At 32.3% G+C, this 21694-nt stretch carries 18 protein-coding genes; 12 read left to right on the plus strand and 6 right to left on the minus strand.

All coding sequences use genetic code 11. The features are described 5' to 3' along the window. Nucleotides 1-236 precede the first annotated feature (236 nt). From RAH41_RS18485 to RAH41_RS18540, 12 genes are all read left to right on the plus strand, one after another. Nucleotides 237-827 (plus strand): TetR/AcrR family transcriptional regulator, encoded by a 591-nt coding sequence (locus RAH41_RS18485; RefSeq protein WP_331224595.1) that lies wholly within the window; start codon nt 237-239, stop codon nt 825-827. A gap of 137 nt (nt 828-964) precedes the next feature. After that, entirely contained in the window at nt 965-3145 is a 2181-nt protein-coding gene (locus RAH41_RS18490) for a YhgE/Pip domain-containing protein (RefSeq protein ID WP_331224597.1), read from the plus strand. Nucleotides 3146-3437: 292 nt separating this feature from the next. Further along, nucleotides 3438-3887: an Lrp/AsnC family transcriptional regulator gene (locus RAH41_RS18495; RefSeq protein WP_056468974.1), complete on the plus strand. Its 450-nt coding sequence runs from the start codon at nt 3438-3440 to the stop codon at nt 3885-3887. 607 nt (nt 3888-4494) lie between these two features. Beyond that, the gene (locus RAH41_RS18500; protein ID WP_331224600.1) at nt 4495-5889 is read left to right on the plus strand and encodes a cytochrome ubiquinol oxidase subunit I; all 1395 of its coding nucleotides are present in this window, start codon (nt 4495-4497) and stop codon (nt 5887-5889) included. Further along, the gene (gene cydB, locus RAH41_RS18505; RefSeq protein ID WP_331224601.1) at nt 5886-6899 is read left to right on the plus strand and encodes a cytochrome d ubiquinol oxidase subunit II; all 1014 of its coding nucleotides are present in this window, start codon (nt 5886-5888) and stop codon (nt 6897-6899) included. Before RAH41_RS18500 ends, cydB begins: the two co-directional genes overlap by 4 nt. Then, complete coding sequence (gene cydD, locus RAH41_RS18510) at nt 6899-8602, plus strand: thiol reductant ABC exporter subunit CydD (RefSeq protein WP_331224602.1); 1704 nt, start codon at nt 6899-6901, stop codon at nt 8600-8602. The genes cydB and cydD overlap by 1 nt, the downstream gene beginning before the upstream one ends. 11 nt (nt 8603-8613) lie before the next feature. Beyond that, nucleotides 8614-10350, plus strand: coding sequence for a thiol reductant ABC exporter subunit CydC (gene cydC / locus RAH41_RS18515; RefSeq protein ID WP_331224604.1), 1737 nt, complete (start codon nt 8614-8616; stop codon nt 10348-10350). Between the two features lie 213 nt (nt 10351-10563). Then, nucleotides 10564-11541, plus strand: a complete 978-nt coding sequence (locus RAH41_RS18520) for a ring-cleaving dioxygenase (RefSeq protein WP_331224605.1) — start codon at nt 10564-10566, stop codon at nt 11539-11541. A gap of 170 nt (nt 11542-11711) precedes the next feature. Next, nucleotides 11712-13190 carry a flavin monoamine oxidase family protein gene (locus RAH41_RS18525; RefSeq protein ID WP_331224606.1) on the plus strand — a complete coding sequence of 493 codons (1479 nt, stop codon included), beginning with the start codon at nt 11712-11714 and terminating at the stop codon, nt 13188-13190. An 81-nt stretch (nt 13191-13271) separates the two neighbouring features. Continuing rightward, the gene (locus tag RAH41_RS18530; protein WP_331224684.1) at nt 13272-13511 is read left to right on the plus strand and encodes a spore coat associated protein CotJA; all 240 of its coding nucleotides are present in this window, start codon (nt 13272-13274) and stop codon (nt 13509-13511) included. Nucleotides 13512-13513: 2 nt separating this feature from the next. Next, nucleotides 13514-13777: a spore coat protein CotJB gene (locus tag RAH41_RS18535; RefSeq protein WP_025569246.1), complete on the plus strand. Its 264-nt coding sequence runs from the start codon at nt 13514-13516 to the stop codon at nt 13775-13777. A gap of 15 nt (nt 13778-13792) precedes the next feature. Further along, on the plus strand, nt 13793-14362 hold the full coding sequence (locus RAH41_RS18540) for a manganese catalase family protein (RefSeq protein WP_331224608.1): 570 nt from the start codon (nt 13793-13795) through the stop codon (nt 14360-14362). A gap of 471 nt (nt 14363-14833) precedes the next feature. Here RAH41_RS18540 and RAH41_RS18545 read toward each other — a convergent pair whose 3' ends face one another. The 6 genes from RAH41_RS18545 to RAH41_RS18570 form a co-directional block, all read right to left on the minus strand. Beyond that, complete coding sequence (locus RAH41_RS18545) at nt 14834-15466, minus strand: YcnI family protein (RefSeq protein ID WP_331224609.1); 633 nt, start codon at nt 15464-15466, stop codon at nt 14834-14836. Nucleotides 15467-15493: 27 nt separating this feature from the next. Then, a complete protein-coding gene (locus tag RAH41_RS18550) occupies nt 15494-17134 on the minus strand; it encodes a copper resistance CopC/CopD family protein (protein WP_331224610.1) in 1641 nt (546 codons plus the stop codon). A gap of 216 nt (nt 17135-17350) precedes the next feature. Beyond that, complete coding sequence (locus RAH41_RS18555; protein ID WP_331224611.1) at nt 17351-18202, minus strand: hypothetical protein; 852 nt, start codon at nt 18200-18202, stop codon at nt 17351-17353. Between the two features lie 27 nt (nt 18203-18229). Beyond that, complete coding sequence (locus RAH41_RS18560; protein WP_331224612.1) at nt 18230-19162, minus strand: TIGR03943 family putative permease subunit; 933 nt, start codon at nt 19160-19162, stop codon at nt 18230-18232. Between the two features lie 15 nt (nt 19163-19177). Continuing rightward, nucleotides 19178-20203, minus strand: a complete 1026-nt coding sequence (locus RAH41_RS18565; RefSeq protein WP_331224614.1) for a permease — start codon at nt 20201-20203, stop codon at nt 19178-19180. 18 nt (nt 20204-20221) lie between these two features. Continuing rightward, nucleotides 20222-21442, minus strand: a complete 1221-nt coding sequence (locus tag RAH41_RS18570; protein ID WP_331224615.1) for a HupE/UreJ family protein — start codon at nt 21440-21442, stop codon at nt 20222-20224. Between the last annotated feature and the right edge of the window lie 252 nt (nt 21443-21694).

Below are 21694 nucleotides of genomic sequence, written 5' to 3' on the forward strand. Positions count from 1 at the left end.
ATTTCGACTACAAAGTGTAATGATAAATTATTCTGTTAACAAAGGCAACAATTTTTTAGTTTTTGTTGATTAAAAAAAGTTAATTTTAAAAAATGATTAAAAAAGTAAGTGTTCACTTACTTTTTTGTTGACGAAATCCATTTCGGTTAATATACTAGAAAAGTAAATAAATACTTACTTTTTTGTAGCGTACTAATTTTTAATGCCTTTTTAACAACGTTTTTTGGAGGTAAAAAGTGAATAAGGGAGAAAGAACAAAACATCATATCTTAGAGAAGTCTATCCAACTTTTTGCAAAAAATGGTTATGATGGTACGACAATTAATCAAATTGCAAAGGAAAGTAAAATTTCCGAAGCGACGATTTATAAGTATTTTAAAAGCAAACTAGATGTATTGATTACTTGTGTAAAACCAGATATTCAAGACGTTTGGATGGAAGAGGACTTTAGTAAGCTTTCAATTGAAGAATTGCTTAGGATATATGTCGAAAAAAGAATTAAATGGGTGGAAAAGAATCGAAATCAAATCGAGATCTTGATCAGTGAAACTTTACGACACCCTGAGTTATCAGAAATTTTCTTTCAACAAATTTATCGTAAAACACCAATTGAAGAAGAAATAGAATCGAGAATGCTTGCAAAAGAAACAAATTTCCATTTAGAAATTCCTATACTAAGTTTAAGTATGATTACGACAATTATATCGATTCTTAATCTACAAAAGAGTGTTCTGGATAAAGATCCAATGCATATTCCAGATGACGCTATTCATAAAATGGTGCAATTAATTTTATTTGGATTAATAGGAAATAAAAATCCTGAATAAACTTGAAATGAGTTTAACAGGAGAATGGTTTAGTATTACCTTTTATTTTTTTATAAAAGGGAGTGTTAAACTATTTATATGTATAAAATTGACCATAATACATATTTGGTCAATTGGTCTAAAAGGGGAGTGAGAATGTGTTTAAACAAGAATGGAAAAATATTTTAAAGAAACCTATGACTATTGCAACTATCATTGCAATTGGTCTTGTGCCAATGCTTTACTCATTAATTTTCTTATCTGCTTATTGGAATCCTTATAATAAAACAGAAAAACTATCTGTTGCAATTGTTAACAATGATAAGGGTACTGAGTTTAATGATAAAAAGCTTAATGTAGGGAAAGATTTTGTAGAAGGATTGAAAGATAATAAGTCATTCAAATGGAAAATTACAAGTAAAAAACAGGCGATGGAAGGTTTAAATAATGAAAAATATTATTTAGTTATCGAATTACCTTCTAATTTTTCTAAAAATGCATCTACGTTATTAGACGAAAAACCACAGAAAATGAAATTAAATTATTACACGAATGCGGGTAAAAACTATGTAGGTGCACAAATTGGTACAAATGCGATCAAAGAAGTAAATGCTACAATCTCCAAAGAAATTACAGAACAATATGCTAAAACAGTTTTCGATAATTTCAAAGATATTGGAGATGGCATGACAAAAGCATCTGATGGTGCAGGTAAAATTAATGATGGTGCAGCAAAAATAACAGATGGAACAGATGTATTAAATAAAAATTTAAAAAAATTAAATGACAGCATGATCACATTTGAAAATGGAAGTACAAAACTGAAAAGTGGAGCGACACAATTATCAGATGGGATTAAACAATCAAAAGATGGTGCTAATAAATTAAATACGGGTTTAAACGCTCTGCTAGAAGGAACTGGTACATTAAAAGCTGGTTCAAGTGATTTAAATAATGGACTATCGCAACTTGCTGAAGGTGGTAAAAAGATCGAAGCTGGGTCTTCTAAGCTAGAAGCTGGAAGTAACCAATTAAATGCTGGACTAAAACAATCTTATGCTGGTGCAACTCAATTGCAAAAAAATGAAGTTGGATTTAATAAGAATCTTGGTGCTACTAATGATGCTCTTAAATCAATTGTTAATGGATTACAGGATGGATCATTAAGTAAAGAAGATTTACAGAAATTACAAGCAATCTCGAATAGCTTAGATCAACTTTCAAAAGGAAGTAATCAAATTAAAACTGGTGTTGATCAAATTGCTGCAGCACAAGGTCAATTATATGAAGGTTCAAATAATCTAGTTGCTGGACAAAAAGAATTAAATACAAATTTAAGTTTATTTAATAGTAAATTGCAAGAAGCATCTAATGGAGCAAATAAATTAGCTCAAGGAAGTAATGATTTATACAATGGTACAAAGGAATTGAGTGAAGGAAGTTCGTTACTTTCATTTGGCCTAGGAAAATTAAATACAGGTGGGGACCAATTAGTCCAAGGGATCAATCAATTAAATGATGGTTCTAAACAACTATCTAATGGAACGAATAAGTTATATAGCGGGTCTGGAGACTTATTAAAAGGAGCAACAGATTTAACAAAAGGAACAACTGAACTTCATAAATCGCTGAAAGATGGTGGAGATGAAGTTAATAAAGTTAAAACAAGTGATGAAACTGATAAATTCTTTGCAGAGCCAACAGAGCTAGTTTCTCATAAATTAAATAATGTAAAAGAATATGGTGTAGGATTAACACCTTATATATTATCGATTGGACTTTTTGCAGGTGGGTTAATGTTCACTTCAGTTTATCCAATGAGAAAGAATTCTATTGCTCCTACTACTGGTTTAGCTTGGTTCTTTAGTAAATATAGTGTTCTTATATTCGTGGGGATCATGCAATCAATCGTAGCAGATATGGTTTTAATTTATGGTATGGGTCTTGATGTGAAAAACGTGTGGTTGTTCGTAGTGTTTACAATCATCACTAGTTTGACCTTCTACTCATTAATACAATTCTTAACTGTTACATTAGGAAATATAGGGCAATATTTAGTGTTTGTTATGATGTTATTACAAATTGGTGGGACTTCAGGTACTTTCCCAATTTCATTAACACCGACATTTTTCCAAACGATTCATCCATATTTACCTATGACGTATGCAATAAAAGGATTCAGAGAATTAATCTCTAGTTCTGTTAGCAAAGGGTTTGTATGGGATCAAGTCTACTATTTATGTGGATTTGCAGTGTTATTCATTATCTTAACAAATGTAACTTTTGCAGTTCGTGTTAAATTTTTTAAAAAAGAACAATTAAGTGAAATCGAAGCTTAAAACGATAAATTAATAAAAAGGATTGGAGTCTTATAAAAAAAGATTTCAATCCTTTTTTACGAATAATGAAATAAAAATCCAGTATCTTTAGGTCAATCTTTTATTGTAAAATTAAAAATGGAAGATGGGAATAATGAAGGGATTAGTTGAGAATTCCTTTACATTGTAAGGAACTTATCGTTAAAATTTTAACGTGGTTAGTGTAATATTTGTACATACTTGCTATTGTACTAGTACTATAAGATATAAAATATAAGGAAGCGTTTTCATTTGATAGAAAAGTGGTGAATAAATGAAACTAACTGACATCGATAAAAAAATTCTAGAGATGCTTACTAAAAATGGACGGATGTCATATGCCGATATTGGAAAAGAACTTAATTTATCAAGGGTTTCAATCCGTGAACGAGTGAATCAATTAATAAAAAACGGGGTTATTGAGAGGTTCTCAGTAGTCATTAATTCAGAAAAAGTAGGCAAAGGCGTATCAGCATTTTTTGAAGTAGATTGTGAACCTGCCTATTTAGTAGTCGTAGCAGAAGCACTTGCAGATAATCCTGTTGTAGCAAGTTGTTATCAAATGACAGGTCCAAGCACTTTACATATGCATGTATTAGTTGATGATTTTGTCAGATTAGAACAATTTATAAATAATGAATTATATGCATTAGAAGGAATAACAAGGGTAGAAAGTCATATTTTATTACGAAGATTTAAGAGTAGAAATGGCTTGAAATTATAGTTGTCATGGCGAGGGTAATGAGACATAAAAATTCACTAAAAGTCAAAGGCCTTTAATCGCTGTTTTACTTGGCATTATGGCGTTTGACTTTTTTAACGATTCATATAATGGGATAGGCGTAACGCAAACCATTATTATTAGCGTACTTTCCTTATTATTTCTAGAACTTTGGAAAATTCACTCTGCATATGTAATCGGAGGAGCTCTTGTTTATGGTGCAGTATTTTTATCTTAAGCAATGAACAACTTTTTTTGGTTTATTAAAAAATTATTGAAGCATTGCCATTTTAAGGTTGCTTCAATAATGTTTTTTTATTTTAATGTGTTCAAAGTTAAGGAATAAAAAAGGCAATTATTTTATCATAATAAATGTAATCTAACAGTAAATGTGAATTATGTCACAAAATAGACAATTTATAGACACGATTTAGACAAATAAGATTAAGTCAAAAACCCCTTTGGAAAAGTAAACTAGTAGTAACAAGAGGTACCATTAAAAGGTTATCCGAAATTACTTAATGAATTATTTGTGAAAAAATGTTCAAAGTTATGCTCGAGCTTAATGAAAATTTTTTTGAAATGATCTTTATCCTAAGGGGGATGCACTGTGAGTGTGTTAGAGCTTGCAAGAATACAATTTGGTTCAACTACGATTTTCCATTTTTTATTTGTACCACTTTCAATAGGTCTAGTATTTATGGTAGCAATTATGGAAACATTATACGTTTTTAAAAATAACGAGGAATATAAAAAGTTAACGAAATTCTTTGGGCATTTATTTTTAATTAATTTTGCAGTTGGTGTTGTGACAGGTATTATTCAAGAGTTTCAATTTGGTATGAACTGGTCTGAATATTCCCGTTTTGTTGGAGATGTATTTGGAGCACCACTTGCTATTGAGGCACTTTTAGCATTTTTTATGGAATCTACATTTTTAGGAATTTGGATATTTGGTTGGGAAAGACTTAATAAAAAAATTCATCTAATGTGCATATGGTTAGTTGCTTTCGGAACTTTAATGTCTGCGTTTTGGATACTAGCAGCCAATTCTTTCATGCAGGAGCCAGTAGGCTTTGCGATTAAAAATGGTCGTGCAGAAATGACAGACTTCTTAGCAATTATTACAAATCCACAACTTAAAGTTGAGTTTCCTCACACAATTGCTGGAGCATTAGCAACTGGAGCGTTATTTGTTGCCGGTGTAAGTGCTTATAAAATTTTAAAGAAACAGGAAACGGAATTATTTAAAAAGGCGTTTAATCTTGCGATGGTGTTCGCGCTAATAGCTGGAATAGGTGTTGCATTTAGCGGACATTCTCAAGCGAAGCATTTAATGAAAACTCAGCCAATGAAAATGGCTGCAAGTGAAGGGTTATGGGATGATAGTGGAGACCCTGCAAGCTGGATGGTTTTTGGTCTGATTGATTCGAAAAAGAAAGAAAATAAATACGAGGTAGAAGTACCATATTTATTAAGTTATCTAGCTTATGAGAAGTTTGAGGGTAAAGTACCTGGTATGAATACATTACAAAAACAGTACGAGAAAATATATGGTCCTGGGAACTATATTCCACCAGTTAATACAACCTTCTGGAGCTTTAGAATTATGGCAGGAGCTGGAATGGTTATGATTTTAATGTCGATGCTTGGTTTATATTTTAGCTATCGTAAAAAATTAGAATCAAAAAATCTATTTTTAAAAGCATCAATTTTATTAATTTCTCTACCATTCATTGCAAATACAGCAGGATGGGTTATGACAGAAATAGGCCGCCAACCATGGACTGTATTCGGTTTAATGACTACTGCTGCATCGGTATCACCAAATGTTTCAAAAGGATCACTCATTTTCTCAATCGCAACTTTTACAACTATGTATGCAATATTAGCAGTTGTTTTAGTTTACTTGTTTGTGAAAGAAATTAAAAAAGGAACACACCATGTTGAAACTGAAAAGGTTCCTACGGTCGATCCGTTTGAAAGGGAAGTGACAATTGTATGATTGAGTTAAATGAATTATGGTTTTTACTTGTAGCAGTTTTATTTATAGGGTTCTTTTTCTTAGAAGGCTTCGATTTTGGTGTAGGTATATCTACAAAGCTACTAGCCAAAAATGATACTGAAAGAAGAATTTTAATAAACACAATTGGGCCGTTCTGGGATGCAAATGAAGTGTGGTTATTAACTGCAGGTGGAGCAATATTTGCAGCATTCCCAAATTGGTATGCAACGATGTTTAGCGGTTACTATATTCCTTTTGTATTTGTATTAATGGCATTAATCGGACGCGGTGTTGCTTTTGAATTTAGAGGGAAAGTTGAAAGTTCTAAATGGGCAAAAGCTTGGGATTGGGTCATTTTCTTAGGAAGTTTATTACCACCATTTTTATTCGGTGTATTATTCTCAAGTATCCTTAGAGGAATGCCAATCGATAAAAATATGAATATCTCTGCTGGTTTTACAGATTACGTAAATTTATTCACAGTAGTTGGCGGAGTAACGGTGACATTACTGTGTCTGTTACACGGATTAATGTTTTTAACATTAAAAACGGTTGGAGAATTAAGAAACCGAGCACGTTCACTAGCACGTATGGTAATCATACCAGTGTTCTTATTCTTAGTTGCCTTTACTGGTATGGCATATTTTGAAACGGATATGTTTAAAGTAAAAGCACATATAACAATTCCACTTGTTTTTTTAATCGTAGTATCTTATATTCTTGCTACAATATTCATCTTTAAAAAGCGAGATGGTTGGTCATTCGCTATGTCGGGCCTTGGTATTGTACTAACAGTTGGGACACTGTTTACTTCATTATTCCCAAGAGTCATGATTAGTTCAATCAAAAATACGTATGACTTAACTGTTTATAATGCTTCATCAGGCCCTTATTCATTAAAGGTAATGACGATTGTTGCATGTACTTTATTGCCATTCGTACTAGGTTACCAAATTTGGAGTTATTATGTGTTTAGAAAAAGAGTGGATGAGAAGGATTTGACTTATTAATGGGAAAAGATCTTATTAAATATAAAGGGATTAATCGGTTATTAATAATCCTATCTTTTTTAACAATTATACAAGTAACGGCAATTATTATTCAGGCATATATGCTTTCACAAGCTATTGTCAAATTGTTCAACGGAAAAAATAGTAGCGATATAGTATACGCTACTATTTTCTTCATCCTCGCATTTGTCTGTCGGTATATTATTTCGACAATCAAACAAAAATGTTCAGAGCATTTTGCGGACATCGCTTCAACCGAAATGAAAATGAAAGTTTTGGAAAAGATTTTTATACTTGGACCTAGATTTGCAAGAAAATCAGGAACAGGTAATATGGTAACGCTTATTATGGAAGGAACTACACAACTAAGAAATTACCTAGAAATCGTTCCATTGAAAATGATTAACTTAGCAATTGTCTCACCAGTAATCGTGGTCTATATTTTCTTTGTTGATAAAGTTTCTGCACTTATTCTAATCGTAACATTTCCAATCATTATTATTTTTATGATTTTACTTGGTTTGGCAGCTAAAAAGAAATCAAATAAACAATGGAAGGCTTATCGTATATTATCGAACCATTTTACTGATTCATTACGTGGTCTGGAAACATTAAAGTTTTTAGGATTAAGTAAAAAACATATTAAAAAGATAGAAAGTGTAAGTGAAAGATACAGGGAAGCAACGATGGGCACTTTAAAAGTAGCATTTTTATCATCATTTGCACTAGATTTATTCACAATGCTGTCAATCGCAACAGTTGCTGTTTTTTTAGGACTTCGTTTGATTGACGGAGTAATCTTATTAGGCCCTGCACTAACCATTTTAATTTTAGCTCCTGAATACTTTTTACCAGTTCGTGAAGTTGGAGCTGATTATCATGCAACTTTAAATGGTCAAGAAGTTGGGAAAGCAATGCAGGATATTTTAAATGAGCAAGAATTTAAGGTTCAAGAATTTGCTCCTATATCAGTTTGGAATCATGCCAGCGAAATTAATTTAAAAGATATATCAGTAAGACCCGAAAAAGATGGTCAAACGATTTTATCAAATATAAATATGAGTATTAAAGGGTTTCAAAAAATTGGGATTGTTGGTGAAAGTGGTTCTGGTAAGTCAACGCTTATAGATTTAATCGGTGGATTTTTAGAGCCGGCAAATGGGACTATTCAAATTTCTGCTGAAGAGGTATCTCATCTGCAAATACAAGAATGGCATAAACAGTTAATCTACATTCCACAAAGTCCTTATATTTTTTCAAAATCATTAAACGAAAATATAAGTTTCTATAAACCTAATGCTACTACAGAAGAAATTAAAAATGCAGCTGTTCAAGCTGGGTTAACTTCTTTAATAGAAGAATTACCAAAAGGATTAGAAGAAAAAATTGGCGAAGGTGGAAGAGCCTTAAGTGGCGGGCAAAGTCAACGCGTTGCGCTTGCTAGAGCATATCTAGAAAATCGACCAATTCTTTTGTTAGACGAACCTACTAGTCATCTTGATATTGAAACTGAGTTTGAATTAAAACAAACAATGCTTCAATTATTTACTGGTAAATTAGTATTCTTGGCGACACATCGCTTACATTGGATGAAAGAAATGGATCAAATCATAGTGATGAATGAAGGTAGCATTATTGAAGTTGGTACTCATGAAGAGCTATTAATGAAAAAAGGTCATTATTATCGATTAATTCATAGTTAGAAGGTAAATATATGTTAAATAAAAATGGATGGATATTACCATATATAAAAGAAAATCGTCGTTTATTTATATTTGTAATTTTCTTAAGTTCACTGACGATCTTTGCAGCGGCTTCTCTTATGTATACCTCCGGCTATTTAATCTCTAAAGCAGCAACAAGACCTGAAAATATATTAATGATTTATGTACCAATCGTAGCTGTACGTACTTTTGGTATTTTAAGGTCGGCATCTAAGTATGTTGAAAGATTAGTCGGACACAATACAATTTTAAAAATCTTATCTAGAATGAGAACAAGATTATTTAGTAATCTGGAACCGTATGCACTTACGATCAATTCAAAGTTTAAAACAGGTGATATTTTAGGGTTATTAGCAAATGATATTGAATATTTACAGGATATTTATTTAAAAACTATTTTCCCTGGAATTGCTTCATTATTTATCTATTTTATATCGGTGGTAGCACTTGGATTCTTCTCTGTTCCATTTGCAATATTAACAGCACTCATTTCCTTTGTTTTAGTAGGTGTCCTACCGTATTTTTCATTATTAGTTGAAAAAGGGCGAACTTACCAAATAAAAAAGGAAAAGAGTCATCTATATGAAAATTTAACCGATGCAGTTATGGGGATTAGTGATTGGCTTTTTAGTGGTAAACAAAGTAGCTTTATTAAAAATTATAGAGAAATGGATGAATCGTTAAGAAACATCCAAAACAAGGAAAAAAGATTTAGAAGACGGAGAGATTTAATTGCTCAATGTATTGTAGCAGTTTTAGTTTTAATGATGATATATTGGGCAGGGAATGAAAGCTTAGCTGGAGAAATTCCAAGAACATTTATCGCTGCATTTGTTTTAGTGCTATTTCCTTTAACAGAAGCTTTTATTCCACTATCAAATTCTCTTGGAAGTGTCCCTTTATATAGTGATTCAATCAATCGTCTAGAAGAGATTAAAGAGGTGAAGTGTGATCAGAAATTACCTACTATTGAAGGTAAGGTTGATGATTATCGAAAAATCGAATTTAAAAACGTTTCATTTCATTACTCGGAACACGAAACAATTTTAAAAAATGTTTCTTTTACAATCGAGGAAAACAAAAAAACTGCTTTATTAGGTCCGAGTGGTTCAGGAAAATCGACTATTCTTAAGTTAATTGAAGGGGTAGAAACTCCTATTGATGGAAAAGTAATAATAAATGAAATTGAAAGTATAGCTTTAAGAAATAATATTTCGAAAGTTGTATCAGTACTTAATCAAAAACCATATTTATTTGATACTTCAGTTATAAATAATATTCGATTAGGAAATCCTGCAGCAAGTGATGAAGAAGTAATCGAGGTTACGAAAATGGTTGAACTGCATGATTATATAGCATCACTTCCAGAAGGTTATCATACACCAATGCAAGAAACGGGAGTAAGATTCTCGGGTGGGGAACGACAAAGAATAGCCTTAGCTAGAATACTTCTACAAAATACACCAATTGTTATTTTAGATGAACCAACTGTCGGATTAGATTCAATAACAGAACGAAAACTACTTCATACGATCTTTAAAGTATTAGAAGGAAAGACAGTATTATGGATTACACACCATTTAATCGGTGCAGAAATGGCTGATCAAATTCTCTTCTTAGACAAAGGCAAAATCGCTATGAAAGGCTCACATGAAGAACTTATCGAAACAAAGGACCGATATCGAAACCTCTTTGAGTTAGATCGACCATTTAGAGTAATTGAATAGATTTTAATCCGGAGACTCTGGCACATTTGCCAAAGTCTTTTTTAGATAGTAAATACAATTTGACGGAAAATGAATTACATGATATATTTATCTCGAATTCGAGATATCTTGAATTCAAACTAAATTTTAATAAATTTTTTCAGTATTCTTCAGCAATAGATTCACAAAATAAAAAAGCTTATATAGATAAATAATTTATATGGAGGAATTAATATGAACGGCTTAAAAGGGATTCATCACGTAACAGCTATAACTAGTAGTGCAGAAAAGAACTATGAATTTTTCACTTATGTTTTAGGTATGCGTTTAGTAAAGAAAACGGTCAATCAAGATGATATCCAAACATACCATTTATTCTTTGCAGACGATAAGGGAAGTGCTGGAACGGACATGACATTTTTCGATTTCCCTGGAATTCCAAAAGGAGTACATGGCACAAATGAAATTTCAAAAACATCGTTTCGAGTACCAACTGATGCTGCATTAGATTATTGGGTGAAGCGTTTTGACAGATTAGAAGTAAAGCACTCAGGAATAAAAACACAATTTGGTAAGAAAACATTATCTTTTGTTGATTTCGACGACCAACAATATCAATTAATTTCTGATGAACATAATAAAGGAATTGCTTCAGGCACACCATGGCAAAAAGGACCAATTCCATTAGAATATGCTATTACAGGACTAGGACCAATTTTTATTCGCGTTGCTAATTTCGCATTCTTTAAAGAAGTAGTTGAAAAAGTACTTTTATTTAAAGAGATTGATAAAGAAGGTTCATTCCATTTATTCGAAGTTGGTGAAGGTGGAAACGGAGCACAAATTATCGCAGAGCATAACGAAATATTACCACAAGCTTTCCAAGGTTTTGGTACTGTTCACCATGTTGCATTCCGTGTAGAAGATACATCAGTATTAAAAGAGTGGATTAAACGTCTTGACTCATTCCGTTTACCAAACTCTGGCTATGTAGATCGTCACTTCTTCGAGTCATTATACGCTAGAGTTGCTCCACAAATCTTATTCGAATTTGCAACAGATGGACCTGGATTTATGGGTGACGAACCATATGAAACACTTGGTGAAAAGTTATCATTACCTCCTTTCTTAGAACCAAAACGTGATGAAATTGAAGGAATGGTTCGTCATATTGATACCGTAAGAAGTACGAAAGAATTTGTGAAAGAATAATGTTAGAAAGCACTCACTTTTGAAGTGAGTGTTTTTTTTATTAAATAACTCATTTTATAATTGTAAAAAATTTCCTAAAAAATTCAGGCATAAATCGATTTGTTATTCTAATGAAATATTTCAATGAATAAAAATCTTATGAACTAAAATAATTTTTTAGGAGAGGGAACATGAATAGTACATCTGGTAGGCATTTATCGAAGGATGAAATGGTTACTTTAATACAAAATGGACTAGAGAGGACAATTAATCCGAGAAAGATTGTTATAGTAGGAGCGGGAATTTCAGGATTAGTGGCTGGTTCTTTATTAAAGGAAGCAGGACATGAAGTGACGATTTTAGAAGCAAATGGTCGAGTAGGTGGACGAATTTATACGAAAAGAGCGCCTTTTATTAATAATCAATACTTAGAATTGGGTGCAATGCGTATTGCTTCTAATCACAAGCTTGTTCTTGAATATATAAATAAATTTAACTTAAAAGTAAATGAATTTATAAATGGGAAGTCAGAGGATATTATCTTCGTTAATGGGATAAAAACAACTCAGAAGCAATATGAGCAAAATCCTGATATTTTAGGTTATCGTGTAGCGGACAATGAAAAAAGGGTAAATGTTGACCAGTTAATTGAAAGGTCGCTAAAGTCCGCAATGGATTTTATTAAACAAAACCCTGATGAAAATTGGAAAACTATTATTGAAAATTATGATCATCATTCAATGGATTCATTCTTAAGATACAACCCACTCGGTACGTCATTGTCACCTGGCGCTGTAGAGAAAGTAAAAGTACTTCAAGGGATGGAAGGATTTCCTGAACTTGCCTTTACGGCTATTTTAAGAGAGTTCATTGTATTATTTTCAAAGGAAATTAAGTTTTATGAAATTACAGGTGGAAATGATCAACTCGCTAAAAAGTTTTTAACACAATTGAAGGATAATCTATTCTTTGGACAAAAAATGAATAAAATCGTGCAAGAGAATAATCAAGTAACAATTCACTCAGATCATTATACAAGCCATCTGCCTTATCAAACTCCTGCTGACTATGCCATTATTACTATCCCTTTTTCGTTATTAAATTTCATCGAAGTGGTTCCAAGAAATTCATTTTCGTATGATAAATGGAAGGCAATACGCGAATTACACTATGTTCCCTCTACTAAAATTGGACTTCAATTTAAAAGTAGATTTTGGGAAAAAGATGGTACATTAGGTGGGAAATTAACCACAGATTTACCAATCCGATTTGCATATTATCCAAGTAATCATAATGGTAAAAATGGATCGGGCATTGTTTTAGCTAGTTATACTTGGGAAGATGATGCGTTGATTTGGGATAGTATGTCTGAAAATGATCGGATAATGAATGCTTTAAGTAATTTGGCCACAATCCATGGTAATCAAGTCTATACAGAATTTATTACAGGTTACACGCATAGTTGGGCTCTATATCCATACTCTGGAGGAGCGTTTTCTATGTTTAAACCAGAACAAAACAGAGAGTTGACGCCTTATATTTCGACTCCTGAGGGGAGAGTACATTTTGCTGGTGAACATACATCTTCTGCGCCTGCATGGATTGAAGGTGCAGTTGAATCTGGTATTCGTTCAGCTTTTGAAGTAAATAATCGGACTATTTATGAATGATAAAATTCATTTTTTATATTGGCTTCGAATATAGTGACATTAGTGGATGTTTTTTTATTCGAGGGAGTGATTAGCTTGAACGTGAATAATAATCAAGGACTTCAATTTACCCCTGTGAAATCATGGAATGTTTTTCATGGTCCAAATGACCCTTGCCCACCTATTGGTACAAAATATTATTCTACACCTCCACACTTATATTTAGGATTTCAGCCACCAGGACTAGAGCAATTTTCATACAAGGAGGCATTGAAAAAAGGTACTTTATGGAAAGTGTTTTATGACTTTTACGAAAATCCATATAAAGCAAGGAGGGATTAAAAATGACTGAGCAACTTCCTCCAGAATATTACCAGGATTTAGAGGAACTGCAAGCTGTTGATTTCGTTCTTGTAGAACTAACTTTATACCTAGATACTCATCCAGGTGATCAAAATGCAATTAACCAATTTAATCAATACGTCCAATATAAAAAACAAATCGAAGCTAATTTCGAATCTAAGTATGGACCACTCTATCAATTTGGTGGCAGTTATTCAGATCAAAACTGGAACTGGCATAAAGGCCCATGGCCATGGCAGGTTTAGAAGGAGGGAATATTCATGTGGGTTTATCAAAAAAAATTACAATATCCAGTTAAAGTAAGTACCTGTAACCCTATGCTTGCCAAATTTTTAGTTGAACAATACGGTGGAGCAGACGGTGAGTTAGCAGCTGCCTTAAGATACTTAAATCAACGATATTCTATTCCAGATAAAGTTATTGGACTTTTAACTGATATCGGAACAGAGGAATTTGCACATTTAGAAATGATTGCTACGATGATTTATAAGTTAACAAAAGACGCAACACCAGACCAGATGAAGGCTGCTGGACTAGATGCTCATTATGCATCTCATGATAGTGCACTGTTCTACCATAACTCAGACGGTGTTCCATTCACTACTGCTTATATTCAAGCAAAAGGTGATCCAATTGCAGATTTATATGAAGATATTGCTGCGGAAGAAAAAGCGAGGGCAACGTATCAATGGATCATTGATCTTTCGGATGACATGGATTTAAATGATAGCTTAAGATTTTTAAGAGAACGTGAAATTGTCCATTCACAGAGATTTAGAGAAGCTGTGGAAATTCTGAAAGATGATCGACAACAGCGGAAAATTTTTTAAATTATCTTGTAAAATAAATTTTTCAAACCTGTTCCTGAAAGATAGGGAGCAGGTTTTACTTTTTTAGCATGTTTGGAATGATTAATAAATAGAGCCGTATAGCAAATTGGAGCACTCTATATTGAAAAAATAGAATATAGATTTAAAGGGAGGTATTTCAATAACAATCTTTATTTTTAGCAATCTTTTTTATAATAATTATCAGATTTCTAGCAAGACTTTAATCTATAGAGTATATTTGATAGTTTTCCATTTGAAAGGATCTTTTTTTAAGGCATAATATCTTAACTGGTACGGGTAATTATTAAGTTTAATTGCGATTTTCAGATTTTAATTGCAGATGAGATTTAATTCGCTACAACTCTTCTTTCAAAAGCTTTTCAAATCTTACATACACAATAAAAAAACGAGGGTACTAATAAAAAGTTAGACTTTTTAGGCACCCTCGTTTTATGATTTTACCAATCTAATTTATTTCTTCTTAAGAATCGCGATCAGTAAAGCAATAACCGAAAGGACAGCTGCCCCAATTGACATAATTAAAGGGGTATTACTAGAATTTGATTTGTCAGTATCTTCGTTAACCGCTTCATCTTTTGTCGTTTTAACAGTTTCACTTTTTACTGTTGTGTCTTTTACGATATTCGTAATCGAATGTGGTGCTTCTGATTTTTCGTTACCAGTCCATTCAACAATACTACCGTCTTTATAATATTGATATGCATCCCAAGCTCCATTTACTTCAGCGTCTGGGTTTTTGGCCATAAATACGAATTGTTGAAATTGTCCCGCTTGAATACCATCATTTTCTGCACTCCATGTAACAGATGTAACAACACCGTTTCCATCTTTTGTTTCAGTAAATTTCCATCCTTGGACAGGTTGATATGAAACAAATTCAAATTTTGAAGGTATTTTAAGTGTAACTTTTGTTGTAGGAATTTCTTTTTCAGATGGTACTTTCATTGTGTATGTTTCCCAAGCACCAGGGGTTGAAATTTTAGGATTAACTACGACATGAGCGCTCGTAATCCCAGTAAAGAGCATTGTCATCGCAAATGCTGAAGCGATAATTTTAGACGATTTTAAAATAAGTTTTTTCATTTTTTTAGTCTCCTTTTCATGCAATAATCATTTACTACCTACTATATATTTAAAATCTACATCTACAGAATCGAGAGAGTTCGTTAAAATGTGGACTTTTACATTCCAATGCCCTGCCATATCTGTATAAAATCCTTTTGTTTCATAAACACCTGCCGAAGTTTTCTTAACTTGAGTAGTGTTATTTCCCATGTTCATGTCAGTATTTTTAAAGGTTAATGTAACTTGTTGAATAGTAGAAACAGGCTTATTATTTTTGTCTCGGATCTTTATCTTAAATTTATTTTTACCGACTATGTTTGGGCTAGCATGTAATGTAACTGAATAACCTTTGGTTTGCTTTGTGTTGCTAAAAGGTCCAGGTGATTCCATTGCAGTTGGTAGGTTTGTTAATAAGGATGATAGGCTTAGAACGATTACTCCTATACTTATTTCAAACCAAACAGACTTTCTTAATTTATTTTTTCTTTGTTTTCCTTTAATAAAGTGAATCAATCCTAAAAGTAGCATGACTAGAAATAAGATAACTTTTCCGCATAAAACTTTGCCATAAGTTGTATGTAATAAAGAGTAAAAGTTAGGGATATACCTTAAGCTTGCGTAAATACCAGTTCCCATTAATAAAACGACTGATAATGTTGCCCAACTAGAATATCGTTGAATCGTCTTCCAGTAATTCCTATTCGCGTCATGTTGCTTATGGGCTTTAGGAAGTATATAGCTTATGCCTATTAATCCTCCAAGCCAAATCGAAACGAAGAGTAAATGAATAAAATCAAAGAAAACTGGTAAAAATTCATTTTGCATAGATGCATGCCCAATAAAAGCTTTTGAGATTAGTAAGAAAATGCCAATAAATAAAGCACTCAACCACCAATAGAAAGAACTTTTTTGTTCACTTCTCCAAGCCATAAACAGTGAATTAGCTAAAACAATAAGAAGAAGAATTTGGATTACCCATACACTTCCGAATTTTGTACTGTTCATTGTTTCTAATAGCAAGTCTTTTTGGAAAATACTTTGCCAGGAACCATTTGTATAGTTTTTTGTTTCAACTAAAAGGCTTAAAAGAACACTAAATAAAATTCCAAAATAGAAGATTAGCAGTAAAGTTTTAGAATTATTAAAAGCAATCGTTCGATTTTTCTGAACGCTTTTGTAAATAAATAAACAAAAAAATAACAGTCCAACAAATGAAAGTAAACTCATATATTCAATCCAGTAAGTTCCCATTACGTCTGTGTTGGGTAAGGATTGGCTTTTTTTATTCGAAATTGTTGATGACCCATCAACTTTTCCTACTCGGAATGGAATTACACCATTTACTGAATGACCATCACTAGAAATTACCTTCCAAACAATATGATAATTTCCATCTGGTAAATTAGGTTTTAAGCTTCCTTCTAAAATTGAATGCTTTTGCTTATTTATATTGCCATTTCGCAAATCAACTCGATTCCCTACCTCATCTAAAACTTGTAAAGAATGAAATGCAGACTGTACTGATTCATCAAATTGTATTTGAATACGTTGAGGAGATTTTATAAAAACTTCATTCTCTTTAGGTGTAGATTTGATGATATAGGCATGTGCTGAAGCTAAGGACGGAAAAAAGGCGGCAGCAATCAATAGTATTAAGAAAGAAAACCCCATAACTCGGATTTTCACTTTTCTACGTCACCTCATTTCTATTGGATAAAATTAGAAAATAAAACAACTTCTAAATTCTAAAGTAAAAATGTGATAAAAATGTGATAAATTTTAAAATTTTATAAGATTAGGGGGGATTAGATAGTAAGATTATTTAACGGTGTCTTACTCTTTATACAAAAAAGAATCCACAAGCAAAACAAAATACTTGTGGATTTTTTCTTCATTCATAATTTATTTAACAAGCAACTTACCAACCGATTTAGATGGCTCCAAAGAGATGGCATATTCTCCTTTTAACGGATTATTTAATAAGAGAATATTTTTTCCAGTTTTCAATGGGATGTTAATACCTAAGTCTGTAGAGGCCAATCTTGCATTACCCCCAACATCTGGATTAACGTCAACAATAATTTTGGTCATTGTGGCAGGTTTGAAAATTGTATTTTTCGGACTAAAACCTGATGGTGTTACGTGAATTGTTGCATATTGAAGGTCATTCTGATCATCTTGTTTAGCAGCTTGCTTTTGTGGTTGTCCAATTACACCAACTTTTACTTTATTCATATTAACGCCATATAGGATGACGAATATAACTAGGATTGAAGTTAGTATGACGGTACTATTTAATGATTTTCCATGTTTTTTCTTATTCTTATTTTTTTGTTTTGAATTTGAAATTAACTGTCGATCTACGATAAATAACAATACATAAATAAAAATAATAAACAGAATATCCACAATAACAATCGTTTTACTTGAGGTGAATGTCATATAACCAATGACAAATCCGATAAACGCTCCGAGTAGAGATGCTAACGTTTCTGTAACGCCTTTATCAATTAGTTTCTTCGATAGAACAAAGATTAAAATGACTAACATAAGGTTCAAAATGAAAGCCAATAATACATTATAATTTGTAGTTAAGATGATTAAGAAACTAATTGTAGCTGAGGATACACCGACCAATAAAGAGATCGTTAATTTTAAAGTACTAGGAAATCTCTCTTTATTTCGATAAAAATGATTAAAGCTATAACACGTAAGAAGGAGTACTAAAAAAAGACTTCCATACTTCAATACCATATAAACACCTCTAAATTCGTTTAAAAGCTACAGCTTTGATCCAAAGTTCCAATCTGGATATACGTATTGAACACTTGGAGATTTAGCTGGCTCTGATTGTTGAACGTTTATTTTAATGACTGTTTGTCCATTAAAGCTTGTTTTTCCGATTGTTCCTGTAATTGTTACCCATGAATCATTCGTAAATTGCTGTGAATTGGTTGATTCTGCAATAATACCGAATGGTGAAATATCGGCAATACAATGAGTCATACCCATTCTTGCAATAATAAATTGATTACCTGCTAACTTAGGGTCTCTATAGATAAAACCTTTAATTTTAATTTGTTTATTTTGGAAATTGTCGACAAACGTATTCATTGATTGAAGCTTTTCAATAAACCACTTGTCCTTCATCTCGATTGTACTTTGTTTGTACAATAGCATTCCAAGTTTAGCGTAATCTTGATCATACACATTTGTTTTGAACATTTTTTTTAAAGCAGGGTCCTCATGACTTTCTACTTCAACTGCCTGTCCATTCGAAGAAGCTTGAACTGCTAGTCCTTTGAAATTCATTTCTTTGTTATTAGCAAGTGAACTAGAACTCGCATGGTTTGGCAAGATATAACCGAGTAATAAAGGGAATAAAAATAAGCTGTAAATAAAAACATCTTTTAAGACTGATTTTTTTAAAAGATGATGATGATTATGGCTAAAAACTTGGTCGTGACTATGATCATGACCACAATCACAAATGATGATATGTCTTTTTAATGAAAGAACGGCTATATAGATTTGAACGATTGCGACACCTAAAAGAATAACAGTTGCAATTATTACATAAATGACAAGCTCTGGCACGATAAATTGTAGGATCTCGTCTGTAAGTGTCAATTGAAAAATATAAATAGCAAGTCCTAAGAGTATAGCAGCTTTTATAAAATGATGAATCGAAGTGGAGTTGATTTTATTTTTCAAAGTAGATCACTGCCTTTATAAATTAATAGACTGTAAAACAAGGGTTCCAATGAAAACAAAAATGAAAACTAGTGTACTAAGTAATAAAACAAATCGAGATCGGAAAACAGCAAGCATCATTAAAATACCTTTAATATTGATCATTGGTCCGAAAACCATAAATCCAATTAAAGAGCTTTTTGAAAAAATCGTTTGAAGTGATTGAGCGACAAAGGCGTCTGATGTTGAACAAAGAGATAAGATAAACCCTAATCCCATCATAAGGAAGTTTGCTGATGGACCACTTTTTCCTAATTCGATTAAGCTACTTTGAGAAATGATAATTTGGAGTAGAGCAACAATGATCGAACCGAAAACTAAGTATTTTCCCATATCAAAAAATTCATTTACTGCATGTCCTACAATCTGAATGAACTTATTTTGAGTTGAAGTATTGTGATTATGACCGTGATAATCTTCATCGGTTTGAACGGCTTGTTCTCGTAATTGATTTGACTTAACAAATTGAAAAACAATCAAACCTACGATTAGTGCAACTACAAAAGCAAGTCCCATCCGATAATAGGCAACAGTTGGTTGATTACGAAAAGCTGTTATTGTTGATAAAAACACAATAGGATTTAAAATCGGTCCGACTAATATAAAAGTAACAGCGACATACAAGGGCATTCCTTTTTTTATCAGTTTACGAATAGCTGGTACCATTCCACACTCACAAATTGGAAAGATGATGCCTAAAACACTTGCTGCGATTATACCTAATAAAGGATTTTTTGGTATAAACCGTCTGACCATTTGATCTGTAACGAAAACCTGAAGAATCGCTGAAACGAATACACCGATTAAGATAAAAGGCAAAGCTTCGATAATAATACTAATAAAGATCATTTTAAAAACTTGTAGTTTCGTAATCGAAAAAACTGAACTTAGTCCTGTAGTAGATGAAATATATAAAAGGAAAACGAATAATAAGCAAATAATGATTAGAAAATGTCGATTTGAATTGACTGGCGATCTGTTCTCGGTAGCAATACTTCGCAAAGGTTTCACTCTTTCTGTTTAAGATATGATGCGTTCAAATAACCAAATTCCACCTAATATAAAGGCAATTGTAGAGGTAGAAATAATTGCATTCCTCGAATACCTCGAGCGATGTAATTGTGTTAATAGTGGTAGTAATAAAAGGACGATCGAAAGTTGCACCACTTCAATTCCAAGGTTGAAGCTAACTAAATCAGCTGCTAATTCACTTTTTGAAAGATGCATTGCTGTTAATAAGTCAGCAAAACCCATTCCATGAATTAATCCAAAAATAAACGTTAATACCCAACGATGACCTATGTTTTTACGGAAGATATTTTCAATCGCTACATAACATATACTAATTGCAATTGCAGGTTCGACTAGATAAGAAGGGATTGAAATAATTCCTAAAACAGTCAGTGTCAAAGTCAAACTATGTGCGACTGTAAAGGCAGTAATTACTTTAGCAAACTGCTTAAAGCTTTGTCTTGCAATCAGTAGTGAAAGTAGAAAAAGCAAGTGATCATACCCGGTAAGTATATGGTTCATACCAAGCTTTAAAAACGTTACCCATCCTTTGGATGATGTATTTGTAGTAGAGTCCAAATGGGATTCTTTTTTTATTACGGGCTGTTGTTGTTGTTTTGCAGATTGCATTGTGTTCAAATTATTGCTTAATCCCTCATATGCACTATCACTAAGAATCATAGACCACATACGACCTTGTTCTGAAAGAGCGGCAGTGCTACTGTCATTTCCGTATTTCACTTTCAACAAATCAACATAGGTTGTACTTGTACTTGTATCTTTTTCATACAGATGATCAGCGAGACTAATAGACTGAGAAGGTTGGATTGCAGGGTAATCAACCTCAAGGATGAGCTGAGTAGCGTCACCTTTGCGGTTAAGCTCCAATTTATTTACCTTTGTCCAATTTTGTTTTTCTCCATTCATTTCCAGAATAAGATTAGTCTGAATTATGGATTCAATTTTTTTCTTTATAGCTTCAAATTCATCTGGATCTAACATTCCGTTCTTATTAACATCCCCGCCTGTTAATTCCATGACAGAAACTTCATCTAATGCAAAGTTCATTGTTGTTTTTGATTTTAAGAGATTTAGTGTAGTGTAACTAGCACTTAATGAATGAGCTTCTGCAGTACCAAAAGATGTACTAAAAAAAATGAGAAAGCAGAAAACTAGGGGAAAAGCATGACTGAATCTCTTTTTTTGTAAGTATAAAATACTATTATTCATTTGTTTCCTCCGGGAAATAAAAGTAAGAATGACATAGTTATCGTACAAATTAGATGTTACAGAATTGTATTTAAATTGTAAAGAGTTTGTCAATTTAGACTAGTATTGTAGAATTTTCTATGATATACATTATATAGTTAACTGGCGTTAACCAAATTCAAGGTGGGAGAGGAGAGAAAACTGTAATTATTTCCCAAAGGTAAAATAGTCCTAATTTTTTGAGAGAAGGTTTTGGTTATTTAGAAATAATAA

It is taken from the genome of Gottfriedia acidiceleris, assembly GCF_036421055.1.
Classification (GTDB): Bacteria; Bacillota; Bacilli; order Bacillales; family Bacillaceae_G; genus Gottfriedia; species Gottfriedia acidiceleris_C.

What these genes read in the sequence shown, in the direction of transcription:
- RAH41_RS18540 (WP_331224608.1), top strand. Translation starts at nt 13,793, where the DNA reads ATGTGGGTTTATCAAAAAAAATTACAATATCCAGTTAAAGTAAGTACC.
- RAH41_RS18555 (WP_331224611.1), bottom strand. Translation starts at nt 18,202, where the DNA reads ATGGTATTGAAGTATGGAAGTCTTTTTTTAGTACTCCTTCTTACGTGT.
- cydB (WP_331224601.1), top strand. Translation starts at nt 5,886, where the DNA reads ATGATTGAGTTAAATGAATTATGGTTTTTACTTGTAGCAGTTTTATTT.
- RAH41_RS18525 (WP_331224606.1), top strand. Translation starts at nt 11,712, where the DNA reads ATGAATAGTACATCTGGTAGGCATTTATCGAAGGATGAAATGGTTACT.
- RAH41_RS18570 (WP_331224615.1), bottom strand. Translation starts at nt 21,442, where the DNA reads ATGAATAATAGTATTTTATACTTACAAAAAAAGAGATTCAGTCATGCT.
- RAH41_RS18495 (WP_056468974.1), top strand. Translation starts at nt 3,438, where the DNA reads ATGAAACTAACTGACATCGATAAAAAAATTCTAGAGATGCTTACTAAA.
- RAH41_RS18545 (WP_331224609.1), bottom strand. Translation starts at nt 15,466, where the DNA reads ATGAAAAAACTTATTTTAAAATCGTCTAAAATTATCGCTTCAGCATTT.
- cydC (WP_331224604.1), top strand. Translation starts at nt 8,614, where the DNA reads ATGTTAAATAAAAATGGATGGATATTACCATATATAAAAGAAAATCGT.
- RAH41_RS18520 (WP_331224605.1), top strand. Translation starts at nt 10,564, where the DNA reads ATGAACGGCTTAAAAGGGATTCATCACGTAACAGCTATAACTAGTAGT.
- cydD (WP_331224602.1), top strand. Translation starts at nt 6,899, where the DNA reads ATGGGAAAAGATCTTATTAAATATAAAGGGATTAATCGGTTATTAATA.
- RAH41_RS18535 (WP_025569246.1), top strand. Translation starts at nt 13,514, where the DNA reads ATGACTGAGCAACTTCCTCCAGAATATTACCAGGATTTAGAGGAACTG.